Below are 15892 nucleotides of genomic sequence, written 5' to 3' on the forward strand. Positions count from 1 at the left end.
GCACCATGAAGAGCAGAAGAACTGACTGTCTAGACCACATCGCTCGGATCCGAATTCGCTCCACAGAGTACGACGGCGACGCGTTCGCCTGGCCCCGGCCGGTACGCACCGGTGCGGAGAGCGGCGAGCGCGGTCGACGCGGCATGCTCGACGACGAGGCGCCGGGAATCCCACAGGTGTTTCCTGGCCTCGATGATTGCGTCGTCGTCCACCAGAACCGAGACGGTGTCGGCAGCAGCTGCCGCCTCGAGAGCTAGGGCTGTGACCCGGCGAGCGCCGAGCGAATCCGCTGCGATCGATGCCACCGTTACATTCACCGGAGTGCCGGCTTCGAGACCGGCCGCGAAGGCCCGGCAGTGTGCAGGCTCCACGGCAACCACTCGGATTCCGTGATGGGCTGCGACAGTGGCGATTCCGGCGAACAGTCCACCTCCACCGACAGACACGACAACGGTATCGACAGCGCCCGCCTCCACGATCTCCAGCGCAAGTGTGCCTGCACCCGCGGCGATCAGGGGATGGTCGTAGGCGTGCGAGGACAATGCACCGGACTCCGAGGCGAAGGCCACAGACGCGTCCAGAGCTTCGGCATACTCCGAACCGACAGCACGAACATCGGCGCCGAGGGCTTCGAGGCGGGCTTTCTTGAATACCGGAACGGTGGCCGGTACGAACACCGTCGCGGGTACATCGTGCGCTGCGGCTGCCCACGCGCACGCGAGACCCGCGTTTCCGCCCGATGCGATGACCACGCCGGCGTCGGGCATCGTGTTCGACTCGCGATGATATGCAACGAAGTTCGCGGCGCCCCTCGCCTTGAACGTGCCCGTGTGCTGCATGAACTCCGCAGCGAACGAAACACCGTCACCCCTGATCATCGCCACCGGCCTGACCATGCCGGAGATGCGCGCGCGTGCGTTCAGTACGTCCCGGTAGGTCAGTGCGTTGTCCACTGAACCATTCTGGACCGGCGGCTAGGGGCGCACTGCACCGGCCAACGATGCAGCCTGTTCGGCTCGTGCGACCACCCGGTCTCGGGAGGAGTCGATGTGGCGCAGCAACACGGAGAGCGCAGTACCGAGCTCACCGGCGAGTTGTAGTGGCCGCCCGAAGATGACAAGCAAGCTTGACATTGAATGACAAGTGTAGTTGACTTTCGTCATGGCCAACGCGCTGAGAACCAACGCGGTGCGGGAGTTTCGGAAGGCCGCGCGGCTCACCCAAGCCGAGCTCGGTAAAACCTGCGGAGTCAGCAGGCAGAGCATCGTGTCCGTCGAGGGCGGCGACTACGCACCGAGTGTCTACCTTGCGCTCGAACTCGCGAAAGCGCTGCACACCACTGTCGAAGCACTGTTCGTTGAAGAGGAGCGATGACGATGAGTACGTTCACGAACGCAATGCGATACGTCGGCGATCTGGACGACGAGTTCTACGACGACGAACGTCAGCGCGACGTGTGGAACGAGGCGTCGGCCATCGGGTTTCAGATCTTCGTCTGGGCGTCGCTGATCGCGGGAGCAGTTCTGCCGTGGGTGGCCGGGCGGACCGGGAGCTGGATGACCGTCGGCTTGCTGGTGGTGTACTTGACGGGGGCATTCTCGGTGATGGCCTACGCACGATCTCGAGGCGTCGACATGTACACCACGCAGAAACTCGGACGACCACGAATCTACGCGGCGGCAGGCTTGTACTTGATCGGCGCATGTGGGGCGATCGGGACTCTGGTAGTCGGGCAGATCGGAAATCGACCGTACTTCGCAGTGTCGATGCTGGCCGGAGGCGTTCTCGGACTCGCAGGCGCGGTGGTCGGGGTTTCACGTAAGCAACGTCTCGAACACAAGGCCAAAGCTCATGCCGAACAAGCCGAGCTCGCCGAACTCCAGAAAGAAGGCTGAGACACATGAACGCCTTTATGAAGACCCTGCGTTTCGTCGGGGATCTCGACGACGAATTCTACGACGACGAACGTCAACGTGATGTGTGGAACGAAGCCTCCGCCATCGGGTTTCAGCTGTTCTTGTGGACTGCGCTGATCGCCGCGGCAGTGCTTCCGTGGGTCGGCGGGAGAACCGGCGCCTTTGTTGCGCTCGGTCTTTTGATCGCCCTGTCAGCAATAACAACGTTGACTACCGGCTATTCGTGGGCGCGAGGGGTCAATCTGTACACAGCGTCGAAGATCGGGCGCATGCGAGGATTTGTTAGCGCGCTCATCATCCTGATCGGCTACTTCGGCGTCTGGGTGAAACTGCATCCCGGGCTGTCGACCGACGTGAGTTCATGGGCGGGTGGGTTGGTCGGTGGTCTCCTCGGTGGCGGAGCAGTGGCGGCCGGTATCTGGTACCTGCGCAGGCGCAACGCGAAATTCGAGAACGAGGAGATCTGAGCCCGCTCGGTTGTGGCGACAGAAGGTGACGGGCTACCTCGCTGCCGGCTGTTGCTGCGTGATGCAGTGGATGCCGCCGCCCCGCTCGAAGATGGGCCGCGCATCGACCGTCACCACTTTTCTACCCGGATACTGTTGTTGCAGAATTGATGTCGCTTCGGCGTCGTTCGGGTCGTCGTAACTGCATGCAATGACGCCACCGTTGACGACGAGGTGATTGATGTAGCTGTAATCGACAAATCCCTCGGCATCTTTCAATACCGACGGAGCGGGCACTTCCACGATCGTCCACTCGTTGCCGTGCCCGTCGTGCGAATTGCGCAACGTCTCGAGCACGAGCTTGCTCACGTCGAAATCGGGATGGGCCGGATCGCGCTGCACATGAACCATCACGGTTCCCGGCGTCGGGATAGCCGCGACGATATCGACGTGCCCGCGGGTACCGAAGCGCTGCGAGTCCCGCGTCAATCCGCGGGGTAGCCAGATGACGTGCTTCGCGCCGATGGTCCGTGCCAGTTCCGCCTCGACATCGGCTTTGGTGAGATCAGGGTTGCGACCGGGATCCAATTGCACTGTCTCGGTGACCAACACGGTGCCGGTGCCGTCGACCTGGATTCCGCCGCCCTCGTTCACCATCGGCGAAGCGATCCGCGGAACGCCCGACCGGGAAGCGACGAACTCGCCGACAGAGGAGTCCTTGTCCCACTGCGCCCAATCCTGCGCGCCCCATCCGTTGAACACCCAGTCGACGGCTGCTACGGAGCCGTCCTCGGCATGCACGAACGTTGGGCCGATATCGCGCATCCACGCGTCGTTCAACGGGGTTTCGGTAATCTCGATGTCCGCGGACAGGTACTTACGAGCAATGGCAGTCTCGGCAGGATCGACCACTACGGTCACCGGCTCGAACTCCCGAACTGCATGCGCGACGGCTGCCCACGTCGATCGGGCCTCGTCCTTCGCGGCCTCGTCGGCGCCGAGGGAGTAACCCTCGCAGGGAAACGCCATCCATACCTTCTCTTGCGGCGCGGTCTCCGCCGGCATCAGGAAGGTCATTTGACGACCGCCGTCGCTGCGTGTCCGTCGCCGTAGGGCAGTTCCGTGTCGACGGGTTCGGTCAACCGGCCGTAGGTGTCCGGCCTGCGGGTGAGCAGGAAGGGAAAGAGCTCGAGCCATTCCCGGCGCTGGTCGAGGTCGAGATCCGCCACGAGAACCGCTGGTTCGTCGCGGGGCGCCTGGACGAGTACGCGTCCGTACGGATCGGAGATGAACGAGGACCCGTAGAACGTGATCTCGCCTTCGTCGCCGCACCGGTTCGGTACCACCATGAACAGACCGCTCGCGATGCCGTTGGCGACGATGACCTGCTGCCACAACGGCTGGGTATCGAACTTCGGGAACGACGGCTCCGAGCCGATAGCAGTGGGGTAGGCCAGGATTTCGGCCCCGCCGAGGGAGTAGCTACGGGCGACCTCGGGGAACCACTCGTCCCAACAGGTCGGGAGGCCCACTCGGGCGCCGTCCAAGCCTTCCGGCGTGTAAACGGGGTAGGGCTCGTCGGTGCCTGTTTCGGGGCTCGTTGCGGGGCCGGGGCCGGGTCGAAAGTAGGTGTCCTCGTAATATCCCGCCGAGATGGGGATGTGGAGCTTCCGCGTGCGAGCCAGTAGCTCGCCCGTCGGGCCGACCATGATGGCGGTATTGAAGCCAAGCCCGTCGGCCTCTTCGGCCTTTTCGTACAGTGACGCATGGACGACGATGTTGTTCTCGCGGGCGGCCTCCGCGGCCAGGGCGAACGTCGGGCCGGTCAGCAGATTCTCGGCGTCCTTGCCGGGGTTGGCCGACGCCCGGGTATCCGCGGGGTAGCGAAGGAGAGCGATCTCCGGCAGGAACACGACCTTCGCGCCGAGGTCCGCAGCCTCCTTGATGGCGCCCATCAATTCCTGGCGTAGGGCATCGGCGTCGGGATTCCAGCGGTGTTGCACCAGCCCGACGCGCAGAGGCGTGCGGTCGCTCGGGCTTGTGCGAGTCAGCGCCTCGGGGGCGGTGAGATTGGTGAGGGTCAGCATCGGGACTCCTAGTAAAACGAATGTGATTCGTTAAGTATGGTGGACGTTTGGCCCAAGCGCAACAGCTGTGCAGAATTGCTGAAAAGTAGGAGAAAAGCTGTGGGACGACCGCCGAAACCCCTACTCGACCTCGACCGAATCACGTCGGCGGCGCTCGACCTGGTCGAGGAATCCGGCGGTTTCACGATGCCGCAGCTGGCCAAGAAGCTGAAGGTGAGCCCGTCCTCGCTGTACAACCATGTGTCGGGGCGCGACGATATCGTCGAACTCCTACGGGGCCGCGCGATGTCCGACGTCGAGATGCCCGAGGCCAAGACGCCGTGGCGCGATGCCGTCGCACAGATCGCTCGCGGTTATCGCGGGAGCTACGGCCGATACCCGCGGCTGATACCGCTGCTCACGGCGCAGGCAGTGAACAACAGTGCCGCGTTCGGGATGTACAATACGCTCGCGAAAGTTCTCACGGACGCAGGATTCAGCGCTGCAGATGTGCTGCGCGCCATCACCGTCCTCGACAGTTTTGTCCTCGGTTCCGCATTGGACCTGGCAGCTCCCGACGCGCCGTGGGAGAACAGTGCCGAGGTCGGTCAGGAATTTCGAGCCGCTCTGGATACTGCTGGAACGCGTGAAGCCCGATCCGAAGATGCCTTCGAATTCGGGCTTCACGCATTGCTTTCCGGTCTCAGTCCTCGATAACGAGCGCCGGCGTCTCCTTCTTCAGGATCTGACCCTGAAAGAATTCGGGCATCCTGACGGCGATGACGAACATGAGCACGATGCCCAGCGCGATGATGCCGACGCCGATCACGAACACCATTCCGATTCCGAACACCGCAGAACCACTGCCGAATTCGGGGTCCCACGCGTCGACCGAGGTCTGCAGGAACACCACCACCATGCCGACGCCGCCGAGCAGCGGTGCGAGGAACTTGAAGAAGAAGTTCCGCACGGAGGTGAACAGTTCCTCGCGGAAATACCACACACAGGCGAATGCTGTTATGCCGTAGTAAAAGCAGATCATCAGGCCGAGCGCGGCAATCGTATCGGTCAGAACGTTGTCGCTGACCACGCGCATCACGGCGTAGAAGCCTGCCGATGCCACGCCGGACACGATCGTCGCAAACCCGGGGGTGCTGAAACGCGGTGTGATGGAAGCGAACCTCTCCGGAATCGCCCTGTAGTGGCCCATGGCGAGCAACGTGCGCGCGGGGGAGATGAACGTCGCCTGCAGGGACGAGGCGGAGCTGCTGAGAACTGCAAGCGAGAGCAGCACCGCGAACGGCCCCATCACAGGACTCGCCAGCGCGGCGAACACATTGTCGGTGGTGTCGGGGTTCTGCAGCCCGTTGCCGGTGTCGCCCGTACCGGCGAACAACAACGTCGCGACAGCCGTCAACAGGTACAGGACGATGATGAAGAAGACGGTGACGAGTGCTGCACGCCCCGGGATCTTCGCGCTGCCCGCGGTCTCCTCGTTGACCGTCAGACACACATCCCAGCCCCAGTACATGAAGATCGACAGCGACAGACCAGCGGTGAACGCCGAGAAACTCTCGATTCCGAAGGGGTCGAACCAGCTGAGGCTGAAGCTGATGTCATCGGCGCCGTCACCCTGGCCGATCTTGACGAACGCGGCGACGATGAACCACGCCATGACCACGAGCTGGAACGTCAGCATGGTGTACTGCACGATCTTGGTTTCCTGCATCCCGCGGTAGCAGAGCCACGCGGACAATGCCATGAAGATGAGGCACGTCGCGATGTTGACAGGCTTGTTACCGGACAGGTCGGCCAATGAGTCGTTGCTGGTCACCTGCGCCAGAAACAGATAGAAGAAATCGACGGCGACGCCCGCAAGGTTCGAGAGCACAATGATGGTCGCGGCAATCAGACCCCAGCCGCCCATCCAACCTATGTAGGGACCGAATGCCTTCGATGCCCATGTGAACGACGTGCCGCTGTCCGGCTCCGCCGCATTCAACTCGCGATAGCCCAACGCCACCAACAGCATCGGGATGAAGCCGACGATGAAGATAGCCGGTAGGTGGACGCCCACCTCGGACACCGTCGGGCCGAGCGAGGCCGTCAGTGCATACGCCGGCGCGATGGTGGAGATGCCGAGTACAACGCTGGCCATCAGGCCGAGCTGGCCGGCGGACAAGCCTTTGGACTCGACCTGAATCGACTGGGACGCCTTCATGATCGATCTCCGCCGCCGCGCGGGACGACGATCATCGGGACGGGAAGCACACGAAGGATCTTCGCTGCGGTGGAACCAAGGAAGAGTCGACGAGGTTGTCCGAGTCTGCTCGAGCCGACCATCAACAGATCACCGTCGTGCCAGTCGAGCGAGGTGACGGCTTTCTCGATGCCGCTGCCCTCGGCGAGAATCGAGACAACTTCGGCGCCCTCCGGCAAAGCCGACTGCGCCCGTTGGAGGTTCTCCGTTGCCTTCGCGAGGTCACGCTCGCGCGCCGCCTTCGTCGTTGTATCCTCGCCTGCGGTGCGGCTGTCGATCGATACCAACGACAACAGACGTAGCGGTACCGATGCCGTGGTGCTCAGGTAGTACGCAGCATCTGTCAACGCCTCGGCGCCGGGACGATTTCCGACGGCGCAGGTGATCTCGCGGATTCGGCCCGCCGAGTTGTGGCGTGTTCCGCGTGGCGCAAGAGCCAGCGGCACGTGCGCGACGTGCAGCAGCTCGCTGGTGACGCTGCCGATCGCATGGCGTCCGAGTAGTCCGTCGCTCGCCGCGCCGACCACGATCATGTAGGCCTCGCGCTCGGTGGCGATGTCGATGAGGCCCTGCGCGAAGGACTCGTCGAACAGGAGATGGCCCTCGGCGGAGATGTCGGTGGGGACGAGCTTCATGGCGTCGGAAAGCCACTCGGTGGCCTGATCGACGAGGATGTTCTCGTAGGCGACTTCGACCGGTGCCTTCGACGGCACCGGCCGATCGCACGGCAGCACAATGCAGATGTCCAGCTCGGCCTGCAGGGTGCGCGCCAGGACGGCGGCGAGTGCTATCCCGTCCTCACCGCTCGGTGTTGCTTGATAGCCGACGATCAGGCGCATGGGGGTGCCCTTCTAGTGACAGGAATCGGAATCGGTGTGACACGCCTTGGGGGGAGAAGGCTGCACATCGAGGGATGGGTTGCGATCGAAGAAGCCGAACGGTTTGAGCCAGAACGAGACTGTGTCGGCGGGCATCACGGGCCAGTCCTCCGGCCTGGTGATGTGGTGGATTCCGAAGGTGTACCAGAGAACGACGTCGGTGTTCTCGATCGGCCGATCCGCCGCCGTCCACTCGGGCAGGCCGTGATCGATTCCGCTCTGGTTGACAAATTCGCCACTGGGCCAACGCTCGTCGGGAGAGTTGGGCGTCACCCACACGGTGTGGCCGATGACCTGTGCGCGCTGAAACACCGGTGACTCGGGGTTGAACATCGACGGAATCGCCGCGCCCGGAACCAGTTTGTACGCGGGATGCGTTCCGAGACCGTTGGTGACGTTGTCGTTGACGACTTTCCACGCTTTCTGCGTGTTCCAGTCGAAATCCTGTTTGCCCTCGGCCTCGGTCGTCAGCGGCGTGTTGACTTGGGTGAGCGCAAGACCGTACGGATTGTCCGGTCCCATCGGGACCTGCTGGGTCTGACTGGAATAGACGGTGTTGTGGGTTCCGTCGATGTCGAGATCGAGGCGGGCGACGAGGAAGTGCTGGTGGTAGGGCGCGTAGGTGCGGTTGTCGACCAACGTTCCGGAGGGATGGCTGCCACCCTCGGCGAAGTGAGTGACGACCATGATGCCCGTCGCCCGGACTTCGCACTCGATGCTGCCGTCCTGGTAGAAGCGCCAATAGACGAGGTATTCGTAGTTAGCGACGGTGGCGTGGAAGCTGATCGTCAGGCGGCGCATGCGCCTGACTTCGGCACCGGCGTCGTGATCGATGTGCTTCCACAGAACGGCGTTGTCTTCTTCGTGGATGCAGATGGCGTTGGTGATCGTGTAGGGCTCACCCTTGCTGTTGTGCAGCACGGCGTCGAGGTAGCGGATCTCGCCGAGGCAGTCGCAGCCCAGTTCGAGGGAGGTGGTCATGAACCCGAGACCCCACTCGCCGATGTCGAACGCCGTGCGTCGGTAGTGATCCTCGCTGTGATCGCGGTATGGAACAACCATCTCCGCGAAGGACATTCGGTTCGCCACCGACCGGACGTTGCCGTTGTCGTTGTACGTCACCGCATGCAGCGTCATGCCCTCCCGGTAGTTGAAGCCGACTCGCAGTGACCAGTTCTGCCAGGTGAGCAGGTTGCCATCGAGTTCGAACGACGGACCCTCCGGCTGAGTGATCTCGAGCGGCTTCAGCGCCGGCCGGGTGCTGGCGTTCCTGATGCGCTCCGGTATGTGCCGTGGCACATACTCGCCCATGATCTCGGGACGCTCGACGCGATAGGTATCCTCGATCTCGAGCAGTTCCATCGTGTTGACGTCGATGACGCAGTGAAATCCGCCGACCGGACCGGCGTACGGGTTCGCGCCCTCGGCAGCTTTGACCCATGTGTCGGACCAGCCGAGGCGCCTGCCCTTGTACTTCTCCGGCGTCACCGCTTCCCCGTAGGTCCACGTATCCATGAACACCAGATCGAGATCGGTGATGCCTCGATCTGCCAGTGCAGCAATGACATCGGGGTTGGCACGTAGCGCGGCGTCGGCCTCTTCCCACTCGTCGACGGTAAAGTTCGGCTGCACATCCGGGATGTGCGTCCACGATTCGGTGACGAGGTCGTCGAGTGAGACGACGGCTTTGAAGGTGGTGTTGTCGGCGGAGTTCAAGACGACCGACATTGCCCGACGAGTAGGCCGAGCGCCGCCCGAGTCGAATGCTGCGATCTCGGCCTTGAGAGGTTCGATCATCTCGATCGATGCATACCGCCAACCGTCGCCGACGCCGTGGTCGCGAGCAAGAGTGGCTGCGACCGAGATGAATTCTTCACTGTCGAGGGGGTCGAGCGGGTGGAAAGTCATGTCAGTTGGACTCCGTCGAGCTCATCACGTGCTTGAGGCGGGTGTAGTCCTCCACACCGTAAGCCGACAGGTCCTTTCCGTAGCCGGAATACTTGAATCCGCCGTGCGGCATTTCCGCGACGAGCGGGATGTGGCAGTTGACCCACACAGCTCCGAAGTCGAGGGCAGCGGACAACCTCAGTGTGCGTCCGTGATCGGATGTCCAGACGCTGGAGGCGAGGCCGAACTCGACATCGTTGGCGAGCTCGATGGCCTCGTCCTCGTCGGAGAACTTCTGGACTGTCAGGACCGGACCGAAGGTCTCCTCCTGGACAATTGGGTCGGACTGGTGCACGCCGGTGATGATGGTCGGCTCGAAGAAGAACCCGGTGTCGCCGATACGTTTTCCGCCGGTGACGATGGTGGCGTGTGGTCCGATGCCCTCCACCTTGGCGACGACCTGGCCGAAGTGATTGACATTGTTCAGCGGGCCGAGAAATGTATCGGGGTCGTCGGGGAGCCCGACCTTCAGGGTCTTGGCCTTGGCGACAAGGGCTTCGACGAGTTCGTCGTGAACGGATTCGTGGACCAGAACGCGGGTTACAGCCGTGCAGTCCTGGCCCGCATTGAAGAATGCTGCCTCGGCGATACCGTCGGCGGTCTTCGTGAGATCGACATCATCGAACACCACCGCTGGTGCCTTGCCGCCGAGTTCGAGATGCGCGCGCTTGAGCTGCTTGGCAGCACCGACCGCAACGGCGATTCCCGCGCGCACCGAACCGGTGATCGACACCAGTGCCGGAGTCTTGTGTTCGACAATCGCAGCTCCGGTGCCGCCGTTGCCCAGAACCACGTTGAAGACACCGTCGGGAATGATGCCCTTGGAGATCTTCGCCAGTACGAGAGTGCTTTCCGGGGTCGTGTCACTGGGTTTGAGGACGATCGTGTTGCCTGCGGCGAGGGCAGGGCCGATCTTCCAGATGGCCATCATGAACGGGTAGTTCCATGGGGTGACCTGCCCGACGACGCCGAGCGGTTCGCGCCTGACGTACGACGTGAAACCCTCCATGTACTCACCAGCCGACTTGCCCTCCAGCAAGCGGGCAGCACCTGCGAAGAAGCGAATCTGATCGGCGCCGACAGTGATCTCCTCGGCAGCGATCGTGGCCTTCGGCTGACCGGTGTTGCGGCTCTGCGCATCGACGAGCTCGTCGCTGGCGGCTTCGATGGCGTCGGCCAGCTTCAGCAGAACCTTTTGACGCGCGCCAGGCGTCGTGCGGCCCCAGGTCTTGAATGCATTCTTTGCCGCGGACATCGCGGCGTCGACATCGGAGGCGTCGGAGATGGGGGAGTGGGCGACCACCTGCTCGTCGACCGGATTCACCACATCGAGCAGCTCGGTGCCCGAGGGCGTCACGAACTCGCCGTCGATGTAATTCTGCAGGACCTGCACAGCCATTGTGTTCATCCCTTCACGTGTTTCAGTTCTGCAAAGCCTGCACCCGGTCCGCGGTCTTCGCTACCCGACAAGATGTCGATTCGACTGCAACGTTGCGGGACAAAGTGGCGGGGGTCACGGTACCGTCGTTTCTCATGAGCACCGAGATCGGACCAACGCAGATCGCGGACAACGTGTGGGCCTTCCTGTGGATGCCGGGGAGTTGGGGCCAGGCCAATACCGGTCTGCTGGTGGATCCCGGAAGCGCGTCGATGGTGATCGACACGGTCTGGGACACCGTTCGCGCCCGGCAGATCACCGAGGAGACAGCAATACTCGTCCGGAACGCGCCGGTCACCGAGGTGGTCAACACCCATTCCGACGGTGATCACTGGTGGGGTAACGACAGCGTGCCCGCCGGCGCGCGCATCACGACGAGTACCGCGTCCCTGCATGCGATGAAGGAGGAAACGCCGCCATCGGGCGTACAAGCCTTCGCTTCGCTCGGATCGCTCGTGGGCTGGGTGCCAGGCCCACTCGGCGCGATGGGCAGCTACATGAACCTCATTCGGGGCGATGCAGCGTTCCCGAAGAAACGCCCGCGGCTGCCGGACCATTCGTTCGATGTGACCGAGGAGATCCAGGTCGGAGCTCAGGAGGTCCGTTTGCGGTATCTGGGGCCTGCGCACACCGTCGGCGATCTCATCGCTCATGTGCCCGGCGCCGGGGTCGTGTTCACCGGTGACCTTCTCTTCGTCGGGTCGACGCCGATCCTGTGGCACGGTCCGCTCGGCAACTGGATCGACGCGATCGATCATCTGCTCTCGCTCGACGCTGCGACCTACGTGCCGGGGCATGGTCCACTCTGTTCCGGCGTGGAGATCCGGGCGCTGCGCGAGTACTGGATGTGGGTCGAGGCGGCGGGGCGCGAACATTTCGATGCCGGTGTCGAATCGGCGCATGCCGCGCGAAATATGATGCACTCGGCAGAGTTCGAACAGTTTGCCTCGTGGGATTCACCGGAGCGTCTGGTGCTCAGCCTGTCGACTCTGTACCGCCTGTGGAAGGGCGAGCCTGCCGCCCCGCCCACTCTCGCCCGCCGAGCCCGAGCCTTCGCCGACGCGGGAGCGCTGGTGAAAGAATAGCGCTGATTTACGGAGTGAAGATCAGCGCACGAGGTATGGGGACACCGAACTGCGGTGCTCGTCGATGTCGAGTTCCTTGCCAAGAGGAGGAAATGCTCGCTGCGGACAATTCGAGCGTTCGCAGACCCGGCATCCTGCGCCGATGGGGGTTGCTACAGCCGAGCCCAGCACATCGAGGCCGTCGGCGTACACCAGTCGAGCCGCGTGGCGGATCTCGCAACCGAGTCCAATCGCGAACGTCTTGCCCGGCTGGCCGTAACGCGCCGCCCGACGCTCGACGGTCCGCGCGATCCACAGGTAGCTTCGGCCGTCGGGCATCTCGGCAATTTGCGTCATGATCTTGCCGGGATAGGCGAACGTCTCGTACACGTTCCACAACGGGCAGGTGCCGCCGCTCGACGAGAAGTGAAACCCGGTGGCAGACTGCCGCTTCGACATGTTGCCTGCCCGATCCACCCGCACGAACGAAAACGGAACTCCGCGAAGCTTCGGTCGCTGCAAGGTGGAGAGTCGATGGCAGATCGTTTCGAAACTGACCGAGAAGAACGCCGACAGCCGCTCGATGTCGTACCGGAAATCCTCGGCCACGTCATGGAACTGGTGATAGGGCAACACCGTTGCCGCAGCGAAGTAGTTCGCGAACCCGAGCTTGGCGAGCTTGCGCGATTCATCGCTCGTGAAGCCGCCCTCGTCGACCATCTTGTCGAGCAGATCCGCGCATTCGAGGTATGCCAACTCGGCCGCGAACTTGAACACCTTCTGCCCGCCCGACAGATGTGGCGAGATCTCGAGCAGACGCGTGACGGGGTCGAAACGGTGCAGGACGTTCTCACCGAGATCGATGCGATTGACTATCTGAACCTCGTGGACCGACTGCAGACGTTTCGCGATCTCACCACCTACATCCGCGCGATGGAACCGGATCCGCGAGGTCAGTTCCTCGGCGGCAGTGTCCAGCTCGTGTAGATAGTTCTGACGCTGATAGAAGTAATCGCGCACTTCCTCGTGCGGTTTGCTGATCGAACCGCTCCCGCTCCCGTCGGCGAAACGCTCCTCGGTAGCTGCGGCGAGTTGAGCCGTCGTATTGCGGTAGCGGCGGTGCATGTTCACCATCGCGCGGGCGAGCTGCGGGTGCGAGGACACCATCTGGGCGATCTCGTGTGCGTCGGCGACGATGCCCATGTCCTGATCCAGCGCGACCTCGCGTAGTTCCGCGACGAGGCGGGTGTCGTCCTCGGACGAAAAGAACGACGTGTCGACGCCGAACACCTCGGAGATACGCAGCAGCACAGGCACAGTCAGTGGACGGACGTCGTGTTCGATCTGGTTCAAGTAACTGGCCGAGATCTCGAGCTGACCGGCAAGAGCTACCTGGCTCATCTTCCGTTCGGTACGCAGCTGTCGCAGCCGTGCGCCGACGAAAGTCTTGGACATGGGCACCAGGCTACGCCTGCGAAGACGCAGGCTACGCCTGCGAAGACGCTGCTTAGCAACGTTGGCTTGGGCGGGTCCGCGTCACGATTCGGCTTCCGCGTCACAATTCGGCAGTCCAGGGGAACAGAACGTTGGAGATGGGCGTATACCGGTATACGTGCTTGTTCGCACAGGTAATTAAGAGGGAGACGCTCATGTCAGACAATCTTCGTGAAATTGCACGCGATGCACTCGTGTTGGTCACCGGCGTCGTGCTGGTGGCGTCGACCATCTGGCTGCCGGTCGGTGGAGACACCGGAGTCTCCGGAGCCATTCTCATCCTTGGAATGATTTCCGCCGGAACAGCTCTGTGGGCAATGTCGAGCGCATCGAGGTCGAGCCACTGGGCGCACGTCGCGCTCGGGCTGATGCTCGCACTCTCGCCTGTACTGCTGGCCTTCCCCGCGGGATTGATGACAGCCGATATGTTCGCGCTCGTCGGTGGTGTGATCATCGCAGCCGTCGGTGTACTCGGCGTCCTGTCCAGCCAGCGTCGGGTGGCAGGGGAGAGCACTCTCGTCGCCTCATCTGTCTCGGGTTCGTCTGTCTCGGGTTCGTCGGCCAGGGTTCGGATGCCCGCACAGCAGTAAGTCTTTTCTGCACAACGCACGTGCATGTGCGGGATCGGGTGTCGATAGACCCCGTCTCCCGCAGATGCACGTGCGTTTGTTTGTGGAGACGGGTCGAAGCTGCCATTGAGGAGAGGCGAGGTGAGGTGAGGTGATTGCAGTCACACCTACCTGCTCTTCTGGCTCGATTCAAACGTTAAACAAACCATATGGTCGGTGCAGGTTATCCGACAGGGTGGGTTTGAGTTAATTGCGTTCATGAACTGCGGTTTCGCACTACTGGCGAGTAACCGGCACCGTCCGATCGGCGAGGTTTGCGCAACGCAAATCTTTGCAACGTTAGCAAGCATCTGTGAAAACGTAGCCGAGGTTGGCACTAGCAACAGGTAGACGGGCCTTTTTGCGTGTGCCATTGTTTTAAGGAATACCCGCAGGGCCTGGCAACGGTGTGAAGAATTTCGCTCGAGCCGGCCGATACAGAATCAGAAATTAGAGACTGGAGCTGACGATGTCGACCACCGGCACCCCGAAGACCACCGAAGAGATCCAGAAGGATTGGGACACCAACCCTCGCTGGAACGGCGTGACACGTAACTTCACCGCCGAGCAGGTTTCCCTGCTGCAGGGCACCGTCATCGAAGAGGCAACTCTCGCTCGTCGTGGCTCGGAGATCCTCTGGGATCTCGTCAACAACGAGGACTACATCAACTCGCTGGGCGCACTGACCGGCAACCAGGCCGTTCAGCAGGTCCGCGCAGGACTCAAGGCCATCTACCTGTCCGGCTGGCAGGTCGCCGGTGATGCCAACCTCTCCGGCCACACCTACCCGGACCAGAGCCTCTACCCGGCCAACTCGGTGCCGTCCGTCGTTCGCCGCATCAACAATGCACTGCTGCGCGCCGACGAGATCGCCAAGGTCGAGGGTGACTCGTCCGTCAGCAACTGGCTCGCACCGGTCGTCGCAGACGCCGAAGCCGGCTTCGGTGGCGCACTGAACGCATACGAGCTGCAGAAGGCCATGATCGCGGCCGGTGCCGCTGGTGTCCACTGGGAGGATCAGCTCGCTTCGGAGAAGAAGTGCGGCCACCTCGGTGGCAAGGTCCTCATCCCGACCCAGCAGCACATCCGCACCCTGACCTCGGCACGCCTCGCGTCCGACGTCGCCGACGTCCCGTCGGTCATCATCGCCCGCACCGACGCCGAGGCTGCAACCCTCATCACGTCCGATGTGGACGAGCGCGACCAGCAGTTCCTGGACGGCACTCGCACCGCCGAGGGCTTCTTCGGCGTGAAGAACGGCATCGAGCCGTGCATCGCTCGTGCGAAGGCATACGCGCCGTACGCGGACCTCATCTGGATGGAGACCGGTGTTCCGGATCTCGAGGTCGCAAAGAAGTTCTCCGAGTCCGTGCGCAGCGAATTCCCGGACCAGCTCCTCGCGTACAACTGCTCGCCTTCGTTCAACTGGAAGGCGCACCTGGACGACGCGACCATCGCGAAGTTCCAGAAGGAGCTCGGCGCGATGGGCTTCAAGTTCCAGTTCATCACGCTCGCAGGCTTCCACTCGCTCAACTACGGCATGTTCGACCTGGCACACGGCTACGCCCGCGAAGGCATGACCGCGTTCGTCGACCTGCAGGAGCGCGAGTTCAAGGCTGCAGAAGAGCGCGGCTTCACCGCTATCAAGCACCAGCGTGAGGTCGGCGCAGGCTACTTCGACCGCATCGCCACCACGGTCGACCCCAACACCTCGACGGCAGCTCTCAAGGGCTCCACCGAAGAGGGCCAGTTTCACTGATCCGCTCTGCCTAACG

Annotated in this window: 16 protein-coding genes; 7 read left to right on the forward strand and 9 right to left on the reverse strand. The window is 62.7% G+C overall.

What is annotated here, in order from left to right; translation table 11 throughout:
• Window positions 1-29: 29 nt before the first annotated feature.
• A complete protein-coding gene (locus tag QMK17_RS21850; RefSeq protein WP_283511403.1) occupies window positions 30-953 on the reverse strand; it encodes a serine/threonine dehydratase in 924 nt (307 codons plus the stop codon).
• Between the two features lie 21 nt (window positions 954-974).
• Complete coding sequence (locus tag QMK17_RS21855) at window positions 975-1133, reverse strand: hypothetical protein (protein WP_283511404.1); 159 nt, start codon at window positions 1131-1133, stop codon at window positions 975-977.
• A 28-nt stretch (window positions 1134-1161) separates the two neighbouring features.
• Here QMK17_RS21855 and QMK17_RS21860 point away from each other — a divergent pair, with 28 nt between their 5' ends.
• Genes QMK17_RS21860 through QMK17_RS21870 form a run of 3 tightly spaced genes read left to right on the forward strand, consistent with a single transcriptional unit; the run spans window position 1162 to window position 2383 of the window.
• Window positions 1162-1374, forward strand: a complete 213-nt coding sequence (locus tag QMK17_RS21860; RefSeq protein ID WP_283511405.1) for a helix-turn-helix transcriptional regulator — start codon at window positions 1162-1164, stop codon at window positions 1372-1374.
• 2 nt (window positions 1375-1376) lie between these two features.
• Complete coding sequence (locus tag QMK17_RS21865) at window positions 1377-1895, forward strand: hypothetical protein (RefSeq protein WP_283511406.1); 519 nt, start codon at window positions 1377-1379, stop codon at window positions 1893-1895.
• A 5-nt stretch (window positions 1896-1900) separates the two neighbouring features.
• Window positions 1901-2383: a DUF2029 domain-containing protein gene (locus tag QMK17_RS21870; RefSeq protein ID WP_283511407.1), complete on the forward strand. Its 483-nt coding sequence runs from the start codon at window positions 1901-1903 to the stop codon at window positions 2381-2383.
• A 33-nt stretch (window positions 2384-2416) separates the two neighbouring features.
• Here the strand turns inward: QMK17_RS21870 and QMK17_RS21875 are convergent, their stop codons facing one another.
• Window positions 2417-3439, reverse strand: coding sequence for an agmatine deiminase family protein (locus tag QMK17_RS21875; RefSeq protein ID WP_283511408.1), 1023 nt, complete (start codon window positions 3437-3439; stop codon window positions 2417-2419).
• On the reverse strand, window positions 3436-4449 hold the full coding sequence (locus QMK17_RS21880) for a nitrilase-related carbon-nitrogen hydrolase (RefSeq protein ID WP_283511409.1): 1014 nt from the start codon (window positions 4447-4449) through the stop codon (window positions 3436-3438). Before QMK17_RS21880 ends, QMK17_RS21875 begins: the two co-directional genes overlap by 4 nt.
• 99 nt (window positions 4450-4548) lie before the next feature.
• On the opposite strand from QMK17_RS21880, the gene QMK17_RS21885 reads away from it, so the two are divergent.
• The gene (locus QMK17_RS21885; RefSeq protein ID WP_283511410.1) at window positions 4549-5145 is read left to right on the forward strand and encodes a TetR/AcrR family transcriptional regulator C-terminal domain-containing protein; all 597 of its coding nucleotides are present in this window, start codon (window positions 4549-4551) and stop codon (window positions 5143-5145) included.
• Here the strand turns inward: QMK17_RS21885 and QMK17_RS21890 are convergent.
• From QMK17_RS21890 to QMK17_RS21905, 4 genes are read right to left on the reverse strand one after another with little or no spacing between them, the layout of a single operon-like run.
• On the reverse strand, window positions 5132-6649 hold the full coding sequence (locus QMK17_RS21890) for an APC family permease (RefSeq protein WP_283511411.1): 1518 nt from the start codon (window positions 6647-6649) through the stop codon (window positions 5132-5134). The genes QMK17_RS21885 and QMK17_RS21890 overlap by 14 nt on opposite strands.
• Window positions 6646-7527 carry a universal stress protein gene (locus tag QMK17_RS21895; protein ID WP_283511412.1) on the reverse strand — a complete coding sequence of 294 codons (882 nt, stop codon included), beginning with the start codon at window positions 7525-7527 and terminating at the stop codon, window positions 6646-6648. The genes QMK17_RS21890 and QMK17_RS21895 overlap by 4 nt, the downstream gene beginning before the upstream one ends.
• Before the next feature lie 12 nt (window positions 7528-7539).
• The gene (locus QMK17_RS21900) at window positions 7540-9474 is read right to left on the reverse strand and encodes a primary-amine oxidase (RefSeq protein ID WP_283511413.1); all 1935 of its coding nucleotides are present in this window, start codon (window positions 9472-9474) and stop codon (window positions 7540-7542) included.
• Window position 9475: 1 nt separating this feature from the next.
• A complete protein-coding gene (locus QMK17_RS21905) occupies window positions 9476-10912 on the reverse strand; it encodes a gamma-aminobutyraldehyde dehydrogenase (protein WP_283511414.1) in 1437 nt (478 codons plus the stop codon).
• A gap of 134 nt (window positions 10913-11046) precedes the next feature.
• Between QMK17_RS21905 and QMK17_RS21910 the strand changes: the two genes are divergently transcribed.
• The gene (locus QMK17_RS21910) at window positions 11047-12036 is read left to right on the forward strand and encodes an MBL fold metallo-hydrolase (RefSeq protein WP_283511415.1); all 990 of its coding nucleotides are present in this window, start codon (window positions 11047-11049) and stop codon (window positions 12034-12036) included.
• A 21-nt stretch (window positions 12037-12057) separates the two neighbouring features.
• On the opposite strand, the gene ramB is transcribed toward QMK17_RS21910, so the two are convergent.
• Window positions 12058-13470, reverse strand: coding sequence for an acetate metabolism transcriptional regulator RamB (ramB, locus tag QMK17_RS21915; RefSeq protein ID WP_283511416.1), 1413 nt, complete (start codon window positions 13468-13470; stop codon window positions 12058-12060).
• Between the two features lie 194 nt (window positions 13471-13664).
• On the opposite strand from ramB, the gene QMK17_RS21920 reads away from it, so the two are divergent.
• Together QMK17_RS21920 and aceA are read left to right on the forward strand one after the other, a co-directional pair.
• Complete coding sequence (locus QMK17_RS21920; RefSeq protein WP_283511417.1) at window positions 13665-14099, forward strand: SPW repeat domain-containing protein; 435 nt, start codon at window positions 13665-13667, stop codon at window positions 14097-14099.
• Between the two features lie 487 nt (window positions 14100-14586).
• The gene (aceA, locus tag QMK17_RS21925) at window positions 14587-15876 is read left to right on the forward strand and encodes an isocitrate lyase (protein ID WP_283511418.1); all 1290 of its coding nucleotides are present in this window, start codon (window positions 14587-14589) and stop codon (window positions 15874-15876) included.
• Window positions 15877-15892: the final 16 nt, after the last annotated feature.

It is taken from the genome of Rhodococcus sp. G-MC3 (assembly GCF_030063335.1).
Lineage (GTDB): Bacteria > Actinomycetota > Actinomycetes > Mycobacteriales > Mycobacteriaceae > Rhodococcoides.